The 16,833-nt window shown below is 70.5% G+C and carries 15 protein-coding genes and 1 tRNA gene; 11 read left to right on the forward strand and 5 right to left on the reverse strand.

Going from position 1 to position 16,833, the window contains the following annotated elements:
• The first annotated feature begins 294 nt into the window (after nucleotides 1-294).
• Nucleotides 295-1,146: a hypothetical protein gene (locus tag QSK31_RS13845; protein WP_285684075.1), complete on the forward strand. Its 852-nt coding sequence runs from the start codon at nucleotides 295-297 to the stop codon at nucleotides 1,144-1,146.
• Nucleotides 1,147-1,199: 53 nt separating this feature from the next.
• Nucleotides 1,200-3,515 carry a bifunctional polysaccharide deacetylase/glycosyltransferase family 2 protein gene (locus QSK31_RS13850; RefSeq protein ID WP_285684470.1) on the forward strand — a complete coding sequence of 772 codons (2,316 nt, stop codon included), beginning with the start codon at nucleotides 1,200-1,202 and terminating at the stop codon, nucleotides 3,513-3,515.
• A 56-nt stretch (nucleotides 3,516-3,571) separates the two neighbouring features.
• Here QSK31_RS13850 and QSK31_RS13855 read toward each other — a convergent pair whose 3' ends face one another.
• Nucleotides 3,572-4,807, reverse strand: coding sequence for a GAF domain-containing sensor histidine kinase (locus tag QSK31_RS13855; protein WP_285684077.1), 1,236 nt, complete (start codon nucleotides 4,805-4,807; stop codon nucleotides 3,572-3,574).
• Nucleotides 4,808-4,856: 49 nt separating this feature from the next.
• A complete protein-coding gene (locus QSK31_RS13860; protein ID WP_285684078.1) occupies nucleotides 4,857-5,903 on the reverse strand; it encodes a hypothetical protein in 1,047 nt (348 codons plus the stop codon).
• Nucleotides 5,904-5,999: 96 nt separating this feature from the next.
• Between QSK31_RS13860 and QSK31_RS13865 the strand changes: the two genes are divergently transcribed.
• On the forward strand, nucleotides 6,000-6,857 hold the full coding sequence (locus QSK31_RS13865; protein ID WP_285684079.1) for a TatD family hydrolase: 858 nt from the start codon (nucleotides 6,000-6,002) through the stop codon (nucleotides 6,855-6,857).
• 120 nt (nucleotides 6,858-6,977) lie between these two features.
• Here the strand turns inward: QSK31_RS13865 and QSK31_RS13870 are convergent, their stop codons facing one another.
• Nucleotides 6,978-7,400, reverse strand: a complete 423-nt coding sequence (locus QSK31_RS13870) for a hypothetical protein (protein ID WP_285684080.1) — start codon at nucleotides 7,398-7,400, stop codon at nucleotides 6,978-6,980.
• A 39-nt stretch (nucleotides 7,401-7,439) separates the two neighbouring features.
• On the opposite strand from QSK31_RS13870, the gene rsmA reads away from it, so the two are divergent.
• The 5 genes from rsmA (at nucleotide 7,440) to QSK31_RS13895 (ending at nucleotide 12,074) form a co-directional block, all read left to right on the forward strand.
• Nucleotides 7,440-8,324, forward strand: a complete 885-nt coding sequence (rsmA, locus tag QSK31_RS13875) for a 16S rRNA (adenine(1518)-N(6)/adenine(1519)-N(6))-dimethyltransferase RsmA (protein ID WP_285684081.1) — start codon at nucleotides 7,440-7,442, stop codon at nucleotides 8,322-8,324.
• Nucleotides 8,325-8,364: 40 nt separating this feature from the next.
• Nucleotides 8,365-9,306: a 4-(cytidine 5'-diphospho)-2-C-methyl-D-erythritol kinase gene (locus QSK31_RS13880; protein WP_285684082.1), complete on the forward strand. Its 942-nt coding sequence runs from the start codon at nucleotides 8,365-8,367 to the stop codon at nucleotides 9,304-9,306.
• An 8-nt stretch (nucleotides 9,307-9,314) separates the two neighbouring features.
• The gene (locus tag QSK31_RS13885) at nucleotides 9,315-11,111 is read left to right on the forward strand and encodes an ABC-F family ATP-binding cassette domain-containing protein (RefSeq protein WP_285684083.1); all 1,797 of its coding nucleotides are present in this window, start codon (nucleotides 9,315-9,317) and stop codon (nucleotides 11,109-11,111) included.
• Between the two features lie 82 nt (nucleotides 11,112-11,193).
• Complete coding sequence (locus tag QSK31_RS13890; protein ID WP_285684084.1) at nucleotides 11,194-11,655, forward strand: DUF4383 domain-containing protein; 462 nt, start codon at nucleotides 11,194-11,196, stop codon at nucleotides 11,653-11,655.
• Nucleotides 11,655-12,074 carry a DUF4383 domain-containing protein gene (locus QSK31_RS13895; protein WP_285684085.1) on the forward strand — a complete coding sequence of 140 codons (420 nt, stop codon included), beginning with the start codon at nucleotides 11,655-11,657 and terminating at the stop codon, nucleotides 12,072-12,074. The genes QSK31_RS13890 and QSK31_RS13895 overlap by 1 nt, the downstream gene beginning before the upstream one ends.
• A gap of 68 nt (nucleotides 12,075-12,142) precedes the next feature.
• On the opposite strand, the gene QSK31_RS13900 is transcribed toward QSK31_RS13895, so the two are convergent.
• Together QSK31_RS13900 and QSK31_RS13905 are read right to left on the reverse strand one after the other, a co-directional pair.
• The gene (locus QSK31_RS13900) at nucleotides 12,143-12,745 is read right to left on the reverse strand and encodes a TetR/AcrR family transcriptional regulator (protein WP_285684472.1); all 603 of its coding nucleotides are present in this window, start codon (nucleotides 12,743-12,745) and stop codon (nucleotides 12,143-12,145) included.
• A gap of 131 nt (nucleotides 12,746-12,876) precedes the next feature.
• Nucleotides 12,877-13,845, reverse strand: coding sequence for an acyl-CoA desaturase (locus QSK31_RS13905; protein ID WP_285684086.1), 969 nt, complete (start codon nucleotides 13,843-13,845; stop codon nucleotides 12,877-12,879).
• Nucleotides 13,846-14,051: 206 nt separating this feature from the next.
• Between QSK31_RS13905 and QSK31_RS13910 the strand changes: the two genes are divergently transcribed.
• The 3 genes from QSK31_RS13910 (at nucleotide 14,052) to QSK31_RS13920 (ending at nucleotide 16,683) form a co-directional block, all read left to right on the forward strand.
• Nucleotides 14,052-14,122: transfer RNA gene (locus QSK31_RS13910), tRNA-Gln, on the forward strand.
• Between the two features lie 50 nt (nucleotides 14,123-14,172).
• The gene (gene glmU, locus QSK31_RS13915) at nucleotides 14,173-15,603 is read left to right on the forward strand and encodes a bifunctional UDP-N-acetylglucosamine diphosphorylase/glucosamine-1-phosphate N-acetyltransferase GlmU (protein ID WP_352244421.1); all 1,431 of its coding nucleotides are present in this window, start codon (nucleotides 14,173-14,175) and stop codon (nucleotides 15,601-15,603) included.
• Nucleotides 15,604-15,702: 99 nt separating this feature from the next.
• Nucleotides 15,703-16,683: a ribose-phosphate diphosphokinase gene (locus QSK31_RS13920; RefSeq protein WP_285684087.1), complete on the forward strand. Its 981-nt coding sequence runs from the start codon at nucleotides 15,703-15,705 to the stop codon at nucleotides 16,681-16,683.
• Nucleotides 16,684-16,833 lie beyond the last annotated feature (150 nt).

Here is a 16,833-nt window from a genome sequence, read left to right on the forward strand (position 1 = left end):
GACAATTCGGACATAAGCCGGTAATGTGTCTATTGCCATTTCAAACAATTGCGAGAATTGCTCGGGAATTCGAGTCAGGTAATTGACACCGAATTTGTTTTCGGAATCGCGTAACCTGTCGGCCTAACGCCATTCGGTGCAGCTCAGGCGGATCTCTGCAGCGCCCGATCAGATGGCTGCCATCAGGTCAAACGTGAGCCGTCACCGATTCGGCTGATATCGCGGCAATGAATGGGCGACCCCCGGCTGAGTGACGACGGTCAAGATCTCAAAAGATGTTCCTAAGCTCGCCGGGTGACTTCGCAGGAGCCTGAAAACCCGCATTCCGCCGACTCCGGCAACCCCGACACCGAGGTGCTCATGGTGGCCTCTCCGGCGCCGGTGTTCGTCGACGAGTCCGGTCGCCGGCGCAAGCTGCTCCGCCGTGTCGCCTACGGCTTCGGTGCCGTGTGCATGCTCTACGGCGGTCTGGTGAGCGTGAGCCTGGCCGGTGGCCCGGTCAGTTCCAGTGTGGTGCTGCCGCTGCCCGACCTGGGCGACGACGATGACGACAAGATCCAGGCCGCGCCCAAGCCGCCCGTGCCGAGGCCGATCCCGGCGCCGACGACCCGGTCGCCGCGCCTGCTCACCGAGTCGCTGCGCCGACCGGCCACCCCGTCCACCCGGGACACGCGGCGTGCGGAGGCGCCACGAGCCACCTCGTCCGTCGTCGTACCGGGGCCGAAGCCGCCCGCCCGGGTCAGCCCGTCGCCCAGCAAGTCGCCCGCCCCGGTGGAGTCGGGCACCGTCAGCCCGTCGCCCACCCCCACCGGCTCGTCCTCGGCGAGCCCCAGTACCCCGGTCTCGGGACCGACCACCCAGGCGCCGCCGGTCCCACCCAAGAAGCCCTCCACGGGCGGCTCGGGGGGCGGCGCCGAGGACGTCGGTTCCGGGACCGGTACCAGCGCGCCGCCGCCGGCCCCGCCGGTGCGCACGCCGGACCCCAAGCCGGACCCCAAGCCGGACCCCAAGCCGGACCCCAAGCCGGACCCCAAGCCCGTGACCACCTCGGATCCGAAGCCCGCGACCACCCCGGACCTCATCCCTGAGCGTGTGATCGTGACGCGCACGCCGCCGCCTCTGGTGGACGTAGGGGAGGGCGCGTGACCCGGCACGGTCGTATCCGGGCACGTCGCCGGCTGCTGCCCCGGCCGCGGATCATGCTCGGCACGCTGATGATCGCGCTGTTCGTCGCGGTCCTGGTAGTGCAGGCGTACATCAACTCGGAGTTCAAGGCCGACCACGTCTCGACGGAGGTTGGTGACCAGGCAGGCGTCCCGGCCGGGATCCTGGACGGCGGCCCGGTCATCAACACGACCGGCGGGCAGGTGAGTTCCAATCACCTGCCCGCCAAGACGATCGCGCTGACCTTCGACGACGGCCCCGACCCGGCCTGGACGCCGCAGATCCTCCAGGTGCTCGCGGAGAACGACGCGCACGGCACGTTCTTCGTGGTCGGCTCCGAGGTGGCCCGCCACCCGGACGTCGCTCAGCAGATCGCGGACGGCGGGCACGAGTTCGGTCTGCACACGTTCACCCACCCGAACATGCAGCTGCTCGCCCCCTGGCGCCGCAAGCTCGAGCTCTCCCAGACGCAGATGGCGATCGCCCGGGCGGCGGGAGTGCACACCAACCTGGTGCGCTTCCCGTACTCGTCCAAGTCGCAGGCCATCGACGAGACGAACTGGAAGCTGGTCAAGGAGGCCGGCGAGCAGGGCTACCTGGTCGTGGTCAACGACACCGACAGCAATGACTGGCAGCGGCCCGGGGTGCCGCGGATCATCCTGAACGCCACCCCGAAGGGCGACGAGTCGGCGGTGGTCCTGTTCCACGACGCCGGTGGCGACCGTGCGCAGACCGTGGAGGCGCTGCGCACGTTCATCCCGGCGATGAAGGCGCGCGGGTACCGGTTCACCACGGTCACCGAGGGACTCAACGTCGGGCTGAAGCAGGCCGAGAACGCGCCGCCGCTGCTCGCGTACAACGAGCCGGCCCCGGCGTCCGACCACTGGCGGGGTCAGGCCCTGCTGTGGACGGTCGGGCTGGCCGACGGTCTGGTGTATGCGATCGCCGGCCTCTTCCTGGTCGTCGGGCTGCTGACCATCGGGCGTACCGGCCTGCTCCTGCTGCTCGCCGGCCGGCACGCCCGGCAGCGGCGCGAGGCCGGTTTCCGCTGGGGCCCCGAGGTGACCGAGCCGGTGTCGGTGATCGTGCCCGCCTACAACGAGAAGGAGGGCATCGAGGCCGCGGTCCGGTCGCTGTCCGGCGGCGACTACCCGGCCATCGAGGTGGTGGTCGTCGACGACGGCTCCACCGACGGCACGGCGTCGATCGTGGAGCGGATGCGGTTGCCGAACGTCCGGGTGGTCCGGGTGCCCAACGGCGGCAAGTCGAACGCGTTGAACACCGGCGTCGCCCTGGCCAAGAACGACCTGATCGTCACCGTCGACGGCGACACCATCTTCGAACCGGACTCGATCCGCCGGCTGGTGCAGCCGTTCGCCCGGCCGTCGGTCGGCGCGGTGGCCGGCAACGTCAAGATCGGCAACCGGCGCAGCCTGGTCGCCCTATGGCAGCACATCGAGTACGTGATCGGGTTCAACCTGGACCGCCGGCTGTACGAGGTCCTCAACTGCATGCCCACGGTGCCCGGCGCGATCGGGGCGTTTCGGCGCCGGGCGCTCGCCGAGGCGGGCGGGTTCAGCGACGAGACGCTGGCCGAGGACACCGACATCACGATGGCGCTGTGCCGGGCCGGGTGGCGGGTCGTCTACGAGGAGCGGGCGCGGGCCTGGACCGAGGCGCCGGCCACGCTGGAGCAGCTCTACCGCCAGCGGTACCGGTGGAGCTACGGGACCATGCAGGCGATGTGGAAGCACCGCGGGGCGCTCACCGACCGCGGCGCGTCCGGGCGGTTCGGCCGCCGCGGGCTGCCCTTCCTGGCCCTCTTCGGGGTCGCGTTGCCGATGCTCGCGCCCGTGGTCGACATCATGCTGGTGTACGGCGTGGTGTTCTGGGAGCTCGAGGAGACCGTCCTCGCCTGGACCGGGATGCTGCTGCTCCAGATGGTCACCGCCGCGATCGCGTTCCGGTTCGACCGGGAGGCGATGGGACCGCTCTGGCGCCTGCCGCTTCAGCAGTTCGCGTACCGGCAGCTCATGTATCTGGTCCTGATGCAGTCCGCCACGACGGCGTTGACCGGTGGGCGTCTTGGCTGGCACAAGCTGCGCCGGGCCGGGCTGGTGCGGGGCGGGCCTCAGACCGGCTCGGTCGCCGCACCCGATCTCGACGTCGCGCCGAAGGTCGACTCCTGGCCGCCGACTCTGCACCAGGTGCCGTTCGACCCGCATCCGGCGTCCGGCCGGGCGGCCGCGCGGCCCGCGGTCCCGTCCCAGATGTCCCACGCCAACGGCTATGACCTGCCGTCCGCCGGCTCGCCCCCGGGTGGCGGCTCAGGCCCGGTACGCACCGGGTAGGACCGGCCCCGCACCGCCCGAACTGCAGCCGGGCGGTGCGGGGCCGAGTCTGTCGCTCAGACGCGCATCAGTTCGCGGTCTCCCTCACGCTCCGCGAACGGGAACACCACGTGCAGGGACGTGCCGTCGCCCGGGCGGTCGGAGAGCGCCACCGTGGCGTGGTGGGCGTCCAGGATGCGTTTCGCCACGGCCAGGCCACGGTCCGGTCCGGTCGCCTCCGACGGGTTCGCGATGGCGCCGTAGTAGAGGTGCGGGAACAGGTCCGGGCGCGCGTCGCCGGGCATGTCCATGTCGTCCAGGCGCAGCGTCGGGCCGGACTCGATCTCGGTACCGACCCGCACCCGGCCGCCGGACGGCGTGTACTTCACCGCCGCGAAGAGCAACTGCATGAGCACCTGCTCGAGGCGCACCGGATCGGCGACGATCGGCAACGCCGGGCCGCCGGCCTGGTTGAGGATCCAGATCTGCTTGGTAGCGGCGATCGGGCGGACCGCCTCGACCGCACGCTGGGTGAGGCGGGTGAGGTCGATCTGACGCATGTGCAGGCTTTCGTTGCCGGCTCCGGCTCCGGCCAGGCTCAGCAGGTGGTCGAGCAGGTCGCGCATCCCGCGTACGTGCGCCGCCGACGCGTGCCCGACCAGGTCGGCCAGCTCCGGGTCGTGATGGCCGGTCCGGCCCAGCCCCTCCAGGTATGCGTCCATCAGCCGCAGCGACGGTTTGAGCTCGCCGCCGACCAGCGCGGTCAGTTCGTCCTTGCGGCGTTCCAGCTCCTGCAGCCGGGCGGTGGTGTTGGCCAGCGTCACCGCGTAGCGACGCAGCTCCAGCTGGGCGGTCACCTGCCCGGCCAGCGCCCGCAACGCCTGGAACTGCTCGACCTCGAGGTGCCGCGGCTCCGAGTCGACGACGCACAGCGTGCCCAGCGCGAACCCGTCGGAGGTGATCAGCGGCGCGCCCGCGTAGAACCGGATGCCCTCGCCGGTCCGCACCGCCGGATTGTCCGCGAACCGGGCGTCCCGGTGGGTGTCCGGCACCACCAGCAGATCCTTGCCGAGGATGGCGTGCGCGCAGAAGGACAGCTCGCGCGGGGTCTCGGTGAGGTCGGTGCCGATCCGCGCCTTGAACCACTGCCGGTCCGTGTCGACCAGGGAAACCAGAGACATGGGTACGCCACAGACGTGGGACGCCAGCGCGACGATGTCGTCGAAATCCTTCTCCGCCTCGGTGTCCAGCACGCCGAGCGCGTACAGGGCAGCCAGCCGGTCGGTCTCGTTGCTGGGGTACGGAGCTTCCATACGCAAGGCTTACCACTCAAAAGTAGCAATCCTCGCTTTTCACCCAGATCTATAACCTGGCCGGGGCGGGCGGCAGGTCGTACGCGAGATCCATGATGTGGTGGTCCTGCAGCTCACCCAGCGGAGCCCACGCCTCATAGACGCCCCGCTCGTAACACCGCGCCCCGGTGACCGCCAGGCTCTCCGCGTCCGGCCGGAGCAGCCGCAGCCGGGCCCACCGCTCGTCGCGCTGAAGCACCCAGCAGACCGTGCCCCGCCACAGCGCCTGCTCGGCCCGCCGGCTCAACGTCTGCACCGGATAGCGGGCGGCCCGGGTCAGCGCGCGCACCCGGAACTCCTCCGGCGGATCCGCCACCGCCTGGTACTCGTGCTCGTTGATGCGCCCCACCAGCTGGGCGGTCGGCGCGTCCGTGCAGGGCACGTACTCCCGGTCCGGGGTGATGCCGGGCAGCCCCTCGAGCAGCCGGCGCCACTTCGGCCCCGCCAGCCGCAGCCAGCCGTGCTGCTCCGGCTGGTAGGTGTAGAGCACGACCTCCTCGCCGGCGGACGAATAGCCGAGCAGCTGCGCGTTCGCAGGCAGCGGCAGATCGGCGAAACCGGCGCTGATGTACTCCGGGATCAGGTCGTCGCTGCTCGGGGTGAAACCGGTGCCCAGCACGAGCGCGCCGATCCGCTGGTGGGCCGGGAGCGCGGCGAGGCCCGGCTGAGCGGCGCCACCGGGGATCTCGTAGTCGACCGGGTCGACCGCGCGCCAGCGCAGCGCGTACCCCACCTCGGTGTCCATCGCGCCGTCCGTACGCAGCAGGGCCAGCTCCTCGGGCCGCCGCAGGTGCTCGATGTCGCAGGCGCGGTAACAGAACCCGTACGGCAACCAGCCACCCAGATGGCCCGCGACCTGGGCGGCGGAGAGGACCTTCACCATCCGGGTGCCGCGCCTGACCGCCGCGGTCTCCCGGATGCGATGCAGGGCCGGATCCTCGCGGTGCGAGGCGGACTGACTCATCCGCTGCACATCGGCCCAGCCCAGATCGCGGTGGAGCGGCGCCATCAGGGGTGGCTCCAGGGGCTCCAGGTCGACCTCACGGGTCACGGTCACGGACGCACCGTAATCGCGCAGGGTGGATTCAAGGTGAACGATGGGTTGCCTCAGCCCTGCGTGTATGCAGGATCACGTGTGGCACAGTTGGCCCCGATGAGTACGCGCGAGGAGCGAGCCACGCGCCGCGCCGGGGAATTCCCGCCGCCGCCGGAGCCGCTGGCAGTACCGGTCTTCGACAGCCACACCCACCTGGACATCACCGTCCACGAGACATCCGGCCCCGGGGTCACCGAGCTGATCGACGCGGCCGTCCGAGCCGGAGTGGACCGAGTCGTCCAGGTCGGAGTGGATGTAGCGTCCTCGAAATGGGGCGCCGAACTGGCGGCCCAGGACGAGCGGGTGCTGGCGGCGGTCGCCATCCACCCCAACGACGCGCCGCGGCTCGCCGACCTCGACGAGGCCCTGCGCGAGATCGAGGCACTCGCCGCCCTGCCGCGGGTCCGGGGGATCGGCGAGACCGGGCTCGACACGTTCCGTACGAATGCCGCCGGTCGCCCCGCGCAGGAGACGAGTTTCCGCGCCCACATCGCGATCGCCAAGCGTCATCACCGAGCGTTGATCATCCACGATCGCGACGCGCACGCCGACGTCCTCCGGCTGCTGGACGAGGAAGGCGCCCCGGAGGTCGTCGTCCTGCACTGTTTCTCCGGCGACGAGGCCTTCGCTCGTGAATGCGTGCGCCGCGGCTACTTCCTCAGCTTCGCCGGGACGGTCACCTTCGGTAGCGCCGACAACCTCCGCGCGGCCGCACGTGCCACCCCGCCGGCGCAGATGCTGGTGGAGACCGACGCGCCCTACCTGACGCCCAAGCCGTTCCGCGGCCGACCGAACGCGTCCTATCTCATCCCGCACACGATGCGGGCGCTCGCCGAATACACCGGGCACGACCTGGACGAGCTGTGCGCGGCGGTCTCCGCCAACGGCGAGCGCGTCTTCGGCCCCTGGAAATAGAACCTCCCCGGCCTTTGGTGCGGGCCTTTGCTGCCGGCGCTTTCGCCGGGCGTGGGTCCGAGCGGGTTGCCAGGCGGCCGGGGTGCCCACTCGCCGACGTTATCCACCGTCCCCGGGCTGTCAGGTTTCTTCGACCCAGGCGTTGGCGTTCAGGGCGCGGCCGATCTCCGTGAGCTGGGCCGCGAAGGCCACGGGCGCCGCGTTGAGGGGTCCGCGGGAGACGAAGCGGACCGCCCAGCGCCGGCCCGGCGCCACGTTGTAGATGCGGTGAATCACCCGGGCGCCGCGGGGGTCGGGCTCCACGGTGGTCACGCCCCGGTACCACCACTCGCCCTGCTGGCTGACCGAGCGCTCCTGCCGGTCGACCGCCACGGTGATGCGGCTGCCGTCCTTCGTCACGGTGAACTCGTCGCCGTCGGGTGGCTCGGCGTCGCCGGTCGCGGCCAGCGGGGAACGGCCGCCGGGGCGCACGTCCAGCAGGAGGTCGGTCACCGCGTCCGGCGAGGCCTCCACGACACCGCGCAGCACCAGCAGCTCAGTCATGCGTTCCGTTGTATCAACCGCACCGTAGGCTGTGCGCCCATGGCTGACGCACTGCTCGGGCCGGCGGAGATCCGGGAGCTCGCCGCCCGGCTGGGTGTGGCGCCGACGAAGAAGCTCGGACAGAACTTCGTGCACGACCCGAACACGGTTCGGCGGATCGTGGCGGCCGCGGGGCTGCGTCCCGACGACGTCGTGATCGAGGTCGGTCCGGGGCTGGGCTCGCTGACGCTGGGGCTGGTCGGCGCGGCTGCGCACGTACACGCGGTGGAGATCGACCCGGCCCTGGCCGCCGCCCTGCCGGAGACCGTGCGGTCCGACCGGCTGACCGTGCATCCCAGGGACGCGCTGCGGGTGACGGCGGACGAGTTCGATCCGCCGCCCACGATGCTGGTCGCCAACCTGCCGTACAACGTGGCCGTCCCGGTGGTGCTCAACCTGCTCGCCGGGCTTCCCACGCTGCGCGGTGGGCTGGTGATGGTGCAGAAGGAGGTCGCCGACCGGTTGGTCGCGGGGCCGGGATCCAAGGTGTACGGGATTCCGTCGGTCAAGCTCGCCTGGTACGCCGAGTCGCGCGCCGCGGGGCGCGTACCCCCGGCGGTGTTCTGGCCCGTACCGAACGTGGACTCCGGCCTGGTCGCCTTCACCTGCCGTGACCATCCCGTGGCGGATCGGAAGAAGGTCTTCGCGGTGATCGACGCGGCCTTCGCGCAGCGTCGCAAGACCCTCCGCGCGGCGCTCGCCGGATGGGCCGGCGGACCGGCCCGGGCCGAGGAGACGCTGGTCAAGGCGGGCATCAACCCTCAGGTGAGAGGGGAGTCGCTGTCCGTGCGCGAGTTCGCCGCGATCGCGGCCGCCGCTGATTCCCTGGGGTACGGCGGTAAGCTCAGCGCGTCCCGCGTCCAGCCCGAGGAGGTCGACCAGTGACCCGGTGCCCGAGCGGTGTGCTGCCCGTGAGCAGCACCGCGTGACGGAGGCCTGGGGTCCTGAGGATGGCGGGCGGCATTCCGGTCCGGTCCGGATCCGTGTCCCCGCCAAGATCAACCTGCACCTCGGCGTGGGTGCGTTGCGTCCGGACGGCTTCCACGAGCTGACCACCGTCTATCACGCCATCAGCCTCTTCGACGAGCTGCGCGCGAGCCACGGTGACACGCTCGCGCTGACCATGGAGGGCGAGGGTCAGGGCGAGCTCGCCCTGGACGAGACCAACCTGGTGATCCGGGCCGCCCGTGCCCTGGCCGCGCACGCCCGCGTTCCCGCGTACGCCCGCCTGCATCTCCGCAAGTCGATCCCGCTGGCCGGTGGCCTGGCCGGCGGCAGCGCCGACGCGGCGGCCACGCTGCTGGCCTGCGACGCGCTGTGGGGGACCGGCCTGGCCCGCGAGGAGCTGGCCGAGATCGGTGCGGCGCTCGGATCGGACATCCCGTTCCTGCTGCACGGCGGCACCGCCCTGGGCACCGGGCACGGCGAGGTGATCAGCCCGGTCCTGGCCCGGCCGACCACCTGGCACTGGGTGGTGGCGATCGCCGACGGCGGTCTGCGCACCCCGGATGTCTACCGCGAGCTGGACAGGCTGCGTGACCACGGTCAGGCGCCGGCGGCTCTGGACACCCCGGACGTGCTGATGGCCGCGCTGCGCCAGCGCGACCCGAAGGTGCTGGGCGATGCGCTGGGCAACGATCTCCAGGCGGCGGCGGTGTCGCTGCGCCCCGAGCTGGCCGACGTGCTGCAGGCGGGTTCGAAGGCGGGAGCGGTGACCGGCATCGTCTCCGGTTCCGGCCCGTCGGTGGTGTTCCTGGCCACCGACGCGGCGCGCGCCGAGCACCTGGCTCAGGCGCTGACCTCGGCCGGGGTGTGTCGCGAGGCACGTACCGCGCGTGGGCCGATGCCGGGAGCCCGGATAACCTAGAGCCCATCGTGGCCAATATCGTAAATCTGGACCGGGTCGGCAAGGGTTATGGCGCCGCCGGTCAACTGCTCACCGACGTCTCCCTGGGGCTGGACGACGACGCCCGGCTGGGCATCGTCGGCCTCAACGGCGCCGGCAAGTCCACCCTCCTGCGTCTGCTCGCCAAGACCGAGGATCCCGACTCCGGCCGGGTCACCCACCGCCGTGACCTGCGCGTGGCGACGCTGCCGCAAAACCTGGACCTGGCGCCGGGGCTGACCGTGCGCGACGTGGTGCTCGGTACGGCCTGGCTGCCCGAGGGCATGGGCGCCGAGCACGAGTGGGCCGGCGACTCGGGCGTCCGCACCATCCTCACCGGTCTGGGCATGGCTCACCTGGGGCTGGATTCGCCGGTCGGCCCGATGTCCGGTGGTGAGCGGCGGCGGGTGGCGCTGGCCGCGCTGCTGGTCCGGGACGCCGAGCTGCTGATCCTCGACGAGCCGACCAACCATCTGGACGTGGCCGGTGTCGACTGGCTGGCCAAGCACCTGCTCACCCGGCGCGGGGCGCTCGTGGTCGTCACCCACGACCGCTGGTTCCTGGACGCGGTCTGCACCGCCACCTGGGAGGTGGTGGACGAGTCCGTGCACATGTACGAGGGTGGTTACGCCGCCTGGATCCTGGCCCGCGCCGAACGGCAGCGGGTGGCCGCGGTCACCGAGTCCCGCCGGCAGAATCTGCTCCGCAAGGAGATCGCCTGGCTGCGTCGCGGCCCGCCGGCCCGGACGTCGAAACCGCAGTTCCGGATCGACGCGGCGAACGCGCTGATCGCCGACGTGCCGCCGGTGCGCGACTCGGTCAGCCTGCAGAAACTGGCTACCTCGCGGCTCGGCAAGCAGGTCTACGACCTGGAACGGGTCACGCTGAAGGCCGGTCCGAAGAAGATCCTCGACGACCTCACCTGGCACGTCGGCCCGGGCGACCGGATCGCGCTGCTGGGTGCGAACGGCGCCGGCAAGACCACCATGCTGCGTCTGCTGGCCGGGATCACCGAGCCGGACGGCGGCACGATCGTGCGCGGCTCGACCGTGAAGCCCGCGTTCCTCTCCCAGGAGCTGCGGGAGCTGCCCGGAAAGCTGCGTCTGCTGGAGGCGGTCGAGGAGGTCGCGCGGCGGGTCCAGCTGGGTGACCGGGAGTTGTCCGCGTCGCAGCTGGCCGAGGTGTTCGGCTTCACCGACAAGCGGCTGTGGACGCCGGTGAGCGACCTGTCCGGTGGCGAGCGGCGGCGGTTGCAGATGCTGCGGCTGCTGGCCGGCGAGCCGAACGTCCTGCTGCTCGACGAGCCCACCAACGACCTGGACACCGACACGCTGGCCGCTCTCGAGGACCTGCTGGACAGCTGGCCGGGCACGATGATCGTGGCCAGCCACGACCGTTACCTGGTCGAGCGGGTGACCGAGACGGCGTACGGCTTCTTCGGCGACGGTCGCCTGGTCCACCTGCCCGGCGGCGTGGACGAGTTCCTGGCCCGGGTGCAGACGCCGACCGGCGAGATGCCGGCGACCGCTCCGGGTGTCGCCCGAGCGAGTGCGCCCGGGATGTCGGCGGCCGAGGCGCGCGCCGCCAAGAAGGATCTGACCCGGCTCGAGCGGCAGATCGCCAAGCTGGACGAGCGGGAAACCAAGATCAACGAGGGGCTGGCCGAGCACGGTCACGACTACGACCGTGTCGTCGAGCTGGACACCCAGCTCAAGGCCGTGCAGGCGGAGCGGGAGCAGGCCGAGGAAGCGTGGCTGGAGCTCGCGGAGCGCGTACCGGAGGGGTGATCCGGGGGTGCTCCTGCGACGCCGGATCACGATGCGCGAGAATCGACGTCGAGACCACCGGCCCGACGTTGGAGACGGACACATGGCGCACTACCCGGTCAACCACCCGATGCGGCCGCTCTACCGCGCCCTCGCCGCGCTGGCCGGGCTCTACCTGGTGCTCTACGGCGTGGTCGGCTTGATCATGGTGAGCGACGGCGGCCTCTTCGGGCACCCGGACGAGCGCATCCTCGGCCAGGGCGGCAACCTCTTCTGGTCGATCGTCTCGCTGCTGGTCGGCGTCGTGGTGCTGATCGCGACCGTGCTGGGCCGCAACATCGACACCGAGGTCAACCGGGTGCTCGGCTGGGGCCTGCTGGTGGTCGGCAGCTACGAGCTCGCCGCCAGCCGCACCGACGCGAACTTCCTCGACTTCAGCATCGCCACAGTGGTCGTCACCTACCTCGTGGGGCTGGCGCTCGTCACCTCGGGGCTGTATATCAAGACGGAGCGCACGGAGAACGCCGGCGCCCCGCGCCAGGTGAGGGAGGGTCGCACGGCCTGATGGCGCATTTCCCCCTCAACCATCACCTGCGTCAGACCTATCGTTTCATCGCCGCCCTCGCCGGGCTCTACCTGCTCGTCGCCGGCGTGATCGGCCTCGTCCAGACCGCCGGCGACCCCTTCTTCGACCGCACCGGCGGCGACTGGGCCCTCGGCCTGCGGGTCAACCCGGCCGGCTCGTGGCTGCTGGTGATCCTCGGCGTGCTGATCCTGGGCGGTGCCGTGATCGGCGGCAACGTCTACCACCACTTGAGCATGGTGCTCGGCTGGGGCGTGATGGGCATCGCCATGTTCGTGATGGCGGCCATCCAGACCGACGTCAACGTGCTGAACGTGTCGATGGTCAACGTCGTCGTGCTGGCCGCGGCCGGCCTGCTCGTGCTGACGGCCGGCCTCTACGGCAAGGTCGAGCGGGCCTGACCCACCCGACCCTGCCGGTTCAGTTCGCCTTGCGGGCCTTCGCCGTGTGCCTATTTCGCCTTACGGGCCTATTTCGCCCTGCGGGTCAGCAGGGTCGGCTTGGCCTCCAGGTGGGACAGGCCGTTCCAGGCCAGGTTGACCAGGTGCGCGGCCACCATTTCCTTCTTGGGCTTGCGCGCCTCCCGCCACCACTGGCCGACCAGCGCCACCATCCCGACCAGCGCCTGCGAGTAGAGCTCGGCGAACTTCGGGTCCAGGTTCCGCTGCTTGAACTCGGCGCCGAGGATGTGCTCGACCTGGTGTGCCACGTCGTTCATCACGCTGGAGAAATTGCCCGCCGGGGACAGCACCGGCGACTCGCGGACCAGCACCTGGAAGCCGTGCGGCTCGTCCTCGATGTAGTCCAGCAGCGCTAGTGCCGCCTGTTCCAGCAGCTCACGTGGGTGGCCCGCGGTGAGCGCGGCGGCGATCCGGTCGAGCAGCGAGCGGACCTCCCGGTCCACCACCACGGCGTACAGACCCTCCTTGCCGCCGAAGTGCTCGTAGACCACCGGCTTGGAGACCTTGGCGCGGGCGGCGACCTCCTCGACGCTGGTGCCGTCGAAGCCTCGCTCGGCGAACAGCTGCCGCCCGATGGCGATCAACTGCTCGCGGCGCTGGGCTGCGGACATGCGCACCCGCGACGTCCCCTGCGTTACGTTCGTCGTGGCGCGAGCGCGTCGCCCCCGAGGTGGTGCTGGGCTGTCGTTCAACTCGGTCACCCGGCCATCCTGCCAGGACGGCCGGGTCTGCGTTGACTCACTCAGTTCGCAACCTTGGTCGGCTTGGCGGTCATCTTGGCGGCCAGGCGATCCATCCGAGGCCACTTGACGTCGGACGCGGCGCCGGTCTTCTCGAACAACCAGATCACCCGGGCCGAGATGTCGATCTGGCCACGCAGGACACCGTGCCGGGCGCAGGTCGGGTCGGCGTGGTGCAGGTTGTGCCAGCTCTCGCCGAAGGACACGATCGCCAGCGGCCAGAAGTTCGCCGCCTTGTCGCCGTTGCGGACCTCGAACGGGCGCTCACCGTACACATGGCACACCGAGTTGATCGACCAGGTGATGTGGTGCAGCAGGCCGATGCGGACCAGGCCGGCCCAGAAGAACGCGGTCAGGGCGCCCTGCCAGGACATCGTGATCAGGCCGCCGGCCAGCGCAGGTCCGAGCGTCGAGACGACCACGATCAGCGGGAACAGCTTGTCGACCCGGGCGATCGCCTTGTCCGCCATCAGGTCCGGGGCGAACCGGGCCCGGTTGGTGAGCTCACGCTTGAACAGCCAGCCCATGTGCGCGTACCAGAGGCCCTTGGTCAGGGCCCAGAAGCCGGTGCCGAACCGCCACGGCGAGTGCGGGTCACCCTCCTGGTCGCTGAACGCGTGGTGCCGCCGGTGGTCGGCCACCCACTGGATGATCTCGCCCTCGATGGCCAGCGAACCGGCCACCGCCAGGGACACCCGCAGCCACGGCTTCGCCTTGAACGAGCCGTGCGTGAAGTACCGGTGGAACCCGACCGTGATGCCCAGGCCGGAGATCACATAGAAGACCGCGCCGATCGCGATGTCGGTCCAGGACAACCAGCCACCCCAGGCGATCGGGACCGCCACCAGGACCGCGAGGAAGGGGATCAGCACGAAGAGGTAGAGCGCGAACAGGATCCCCTTGGACTGCGGGCCCTCGGTGAGCGGCTTCGGACCGGTCTTCGGGGCGGACTCGGCGAGCGTGGATGTCATGGCACCTCACAGGTTCTTTGAACGGGGGAGTGGGGACGGGAACTTACGGCTACGTCACCGTAACCTACGCAACCGTAGCTTGCCTACACTCCAAGTGCCCCTTCGGCGGGTGTGCATGCGCGCTGAGGGAGAGCTAAAAATCAGGAAGCGGGCGGCCGCTAATATGTGGCTCGAGGGCTTCGCGCACAGAGGCGATGCCCGATTGGTCCCGGATCGTCTAATGGTAGGACCGCGGCTTTTGGTGCCGTTTATAGGGGTTCGAATCCTCTTCCGGGAGCATCTCGTGTTGAACTGACAACCCCAACACCCCACCTCTGGAGTTTCCGCGTGAGCCAGACTCAGCGCACCGTCGTCGTACTCGCCGCCGGTGAGGGCAAGCGGATGAAATCCGCCACGCCCAAGGTGCTGCACCCGCTGCTCGGCCGCACCCTGGTCGGGCACGTGCTGAGCGCGGCGGCCGCCGCCCGCGCCGAGCACACGATCGTCGTCGTCGGGCACAAGGCCGACCAGGTCACCGCCCACCTCGGCGAGATCGCGCCGGAGGCCACGCCGGTGCTGCAGGCCCAGCAGAACGGGACCGGACACGCCGTACGCATCGCCCTGGAGGCCGCGCCCGACGCGGCCGGCACCGTCGTCGTGCTCAACGGCGACGTCCCGCTGCTCCGGCCGGACACGGTCGAGGCGCTGGTGGTGGCGCACGAGCAGGCCGGGTCCGCGGGCACCGTGCTGGCCGCCGAGGTGGCCGACCCGACCGGGCTGGGCCGGGTGGTCCGCGACGCGAGCGGCCGGCTGGAGCGGATCGTCGAGGAACGCGACGCCTCGCCCGAGGTGCGCGCCGTCCGCGAGGTGAACGCCGGCATCTACGCCTTCGACGCGGCGCTGCTGCGCGAGGCGCTGAGCAAGCTCTCCACCGAGAACGACCAGGGCGAGGAATACCTCACCGACGTGTTCGAGCTGCTCACCTCGGTCGGGCACCCGGTCGGCGTGTTCGTCGCGCCGGACGCGGAGGAGACGCTGGGCTGCAACGACCGGGCCGAGCTGGCCGGGCTGCGGGCCCGCCTGCGCGACCGGGTGAACACCGCCTGGCTGCGGGCCGGAGTGTCGATCTTCGACCCGGCCACCGCCTGGATCGACGTGACCGTGACTCTCGAACCGGACGCCCAGATCGAGCCCAACTGCCGGCTCACCGGCCGGACCACGGTCGCCGCCGGTGCGGTCATCGGACCGGACACCACGCTCGAGGACACCACCGTCGGCGAGGGGGCGACCGTCCTGCGGACCCACTCGATCGGCGCCGAGGTCGGACCGGCGGCCACCGTCGGGCCGTTCTCCTACCTGCGGCCGGGCACCCGGCTCGGCCGCAAGGCCAAGGTCGGCGGGTTCGTCGAGACCAAGAACGCGGAGTTGGGCGACGGTGCGAAGGTGCCGCACCTCACGTATGTGGGGGACGCCACCATCGGGGCCAAGGCCAACATCGGCGCCGGCACGATCTTCGCCAACTACGACGGGGTCAACAAGCACCACACCACGGTCGGTGAGGCCGCCTTCGTGGGCAGCGACACCGTGCTGATCGCGCCCGTGGAGATCGGGCCCGGGGCGTACGTCGCCGCAGGTAGCGCCATCGACAAGGGGGTGCCGGCCGGCAACCTCGGCGTCACCCGGGCGCAGCAGCGCAACATCGAGGGGTGGACCGAGCGTAAGCGGCCGGGCACGGTTTCCGCCGACGCGGCGCAGCGTGCGGCCGACCAGCAGAAGTGAGCAGTCCCACCCCGCTTGCCTGAGCGGGTGGCTTCCAGGCGGCCGAGGGGGATACTGCAAGCGAAGAATCCCCCTCGACCCACGGGAGAGACCAGACCGATGGGCAGCATCGTCGCGGAGAACCGCAAAAGTTTGATGCTCTTCTCCGGACGCGGCTTTCCGGAGCTGGCCGAGGAGATCGGGCAGGTGCTGGGCATCGAGCCCACCCGCTCAGATTCGTACGAGTTCGCGAACGGCGAGATCTTCGTCCGGTTCAAGGACTCGGTACGCGGCTCGGACTCGTTCGTCGTCCAGTCCATGACCGAGGGGATCAACACCTGGGTCATGGAGACGCTGATCATGATCGACGCGTTGAAACGCGGGTCGGCCAAGAGGATCACCGTCGTCCTGCCGTTCTACCCGTACTCACGCCAGGACAAGAAGCACCGAGGCCGGGAACCGATCTCCGCCCGCCTGGTCGCCGACCTGCTCAAGAGCGCCGGCGCCAACCGGATCCTCACGGTCGACCTGCACACCGCGCAGATCCAGGGCTTCTTCGACGGCCCGGTGGACCACCTCTTCGCGATGGACATCCTGGCCCAGCACGTACAGAAGAAGTTCGAAGGCCGGCCGATGACCGTGGTCGCGCCCGACTCCGGCCGGGTCCGCGTGGCCGAGCGCTGGACCGACCGGCTGGGCGGCTGCCCGCTGGCGTTCATCCACAAGACCCGCGACCCGCTCAAGCCCAACCAGGTGGTGGCCAACCGCGTGGTCGGCGAGGTCGAGGGCCGGGTCTGCCTGGTCGTCGACGACATGATCGACACCGGCGGCACGATCGCCAAGGCGGCGGACATCCTGTTCGACACCGGTGCGGCCGACGTCGTGGTGGCGGCCACCCATGCGCTGCTCTCCGACCCGGCCACCGAACGGCTGAAGAACAGCCGGATCAGTGAGCTCGTGGTGACGAACACGCTGCCGCTGCCGGCCGAGAAGCAGCTCGACAAGATCACTGTGCTGTCGATCGCCCCGCTGCTGGCCCGGGCTATCCGCGAGGTTTTCGACGACGGCTCGGTCACGACACTCTTCGGCGGCTTGAGCTGAGCACCCTGCAAGTTGCACCTGTCGTGTCGTGATTTTGCTCTTGGCGGGGACCGGTTCTTCGATGTGGTGTGTGGGCAGGTAAGCTGGTGCGGTTGCCACGGCGAGGGTGCCCCGTGGACTGCTGAAGTTCGCAGTCCTGGTGGAGGCGCC

Source organism: Actinoplanes sp. NBRC 103695 (assembly GCF_030269485.1).
In the GTDB taxonomy this organism is placed as follows: Bacteria; Actinomycetota; Actinomycetes; order Mycobacteriales; family Micromonosporaceae; genus Actinoplanes.

Excerpts from the sequence above, each read along its gene's own strand:
- QSK31_RS13865 (WP_285684079.1), top strand. The coding sequence starts at position 6,000 with ATGAGTACGCGCGAGGAGCGAGCCACGCGCCGCGCCGGGGAATTCCCG.
- QSK31_RS13900 (WP_285684472.1), bottom strand. The coding sequence starts at position 12,745 with ATGTCCGCAGCCCAGCGCCGCGAGCAGTTGATCGCCATCGGGCGGCAG.
- QSK31_RS13905 (WP_285684086.1), bottom strand. The coding sequence starts at position 13,845 with ATGACATCCACGCTCGCCGAGTCCGCCCCGAAGACCGGTCCGAAGCCG.
- QSK31_RS13850 (WP_285684470.1), top strand. The coding sequence starts at position 1,200 with ATGCTCGGCACGCTGATGATCGCGCTGTTCGTCGCGGTCCTGGTAGTG.
- QSK31_RS13895 (WP_285684085.1), top strand. The coding sequence starts at position 11,655 with ATGGCGCATTTCCCCCTCAACCATCACCTGCGTCAGACCTATCGTTTC.
- QSK31_RS13855 (WP_285684077.1), bottom strand. The coding sequence starts at position 4,807 with ATGGAAGCTCCGTACCCCAGCAACGAGACCGACCGGCTGGCTGCCCTG.
- QSK31_RS13870 (WP_285684080.1), bottom strand. The coding sequence starts at position 7,400 with ATGACTGAGCTGCTGGTGCTGCGCGGTGTCGTGGAGGCCTCGCCGGAC.
- QSK31_RS13920 (WP_285684087.1), top strand. The coding sequence starts at position 15,703 with ATGGGCAGCATCGTCGCGGAGAACCGCAAAAGTTTGATGCTCTTCTCC.
- QSK31_RS13890 (WP_285684084.1), top strand. The coding sequence starts at position 11,194 with ATGGCGCACTACCCGGTCAACCACCCGATGCGGCCGCTCTACCGCGCC.
- rsmA (WP_285684081.1), top strand. The coding sequence starts at position 7,440 with ATGGCTGACGCACTGCTCGGGCCGGCGGAGATCCGGGAGCTCGCCGCC.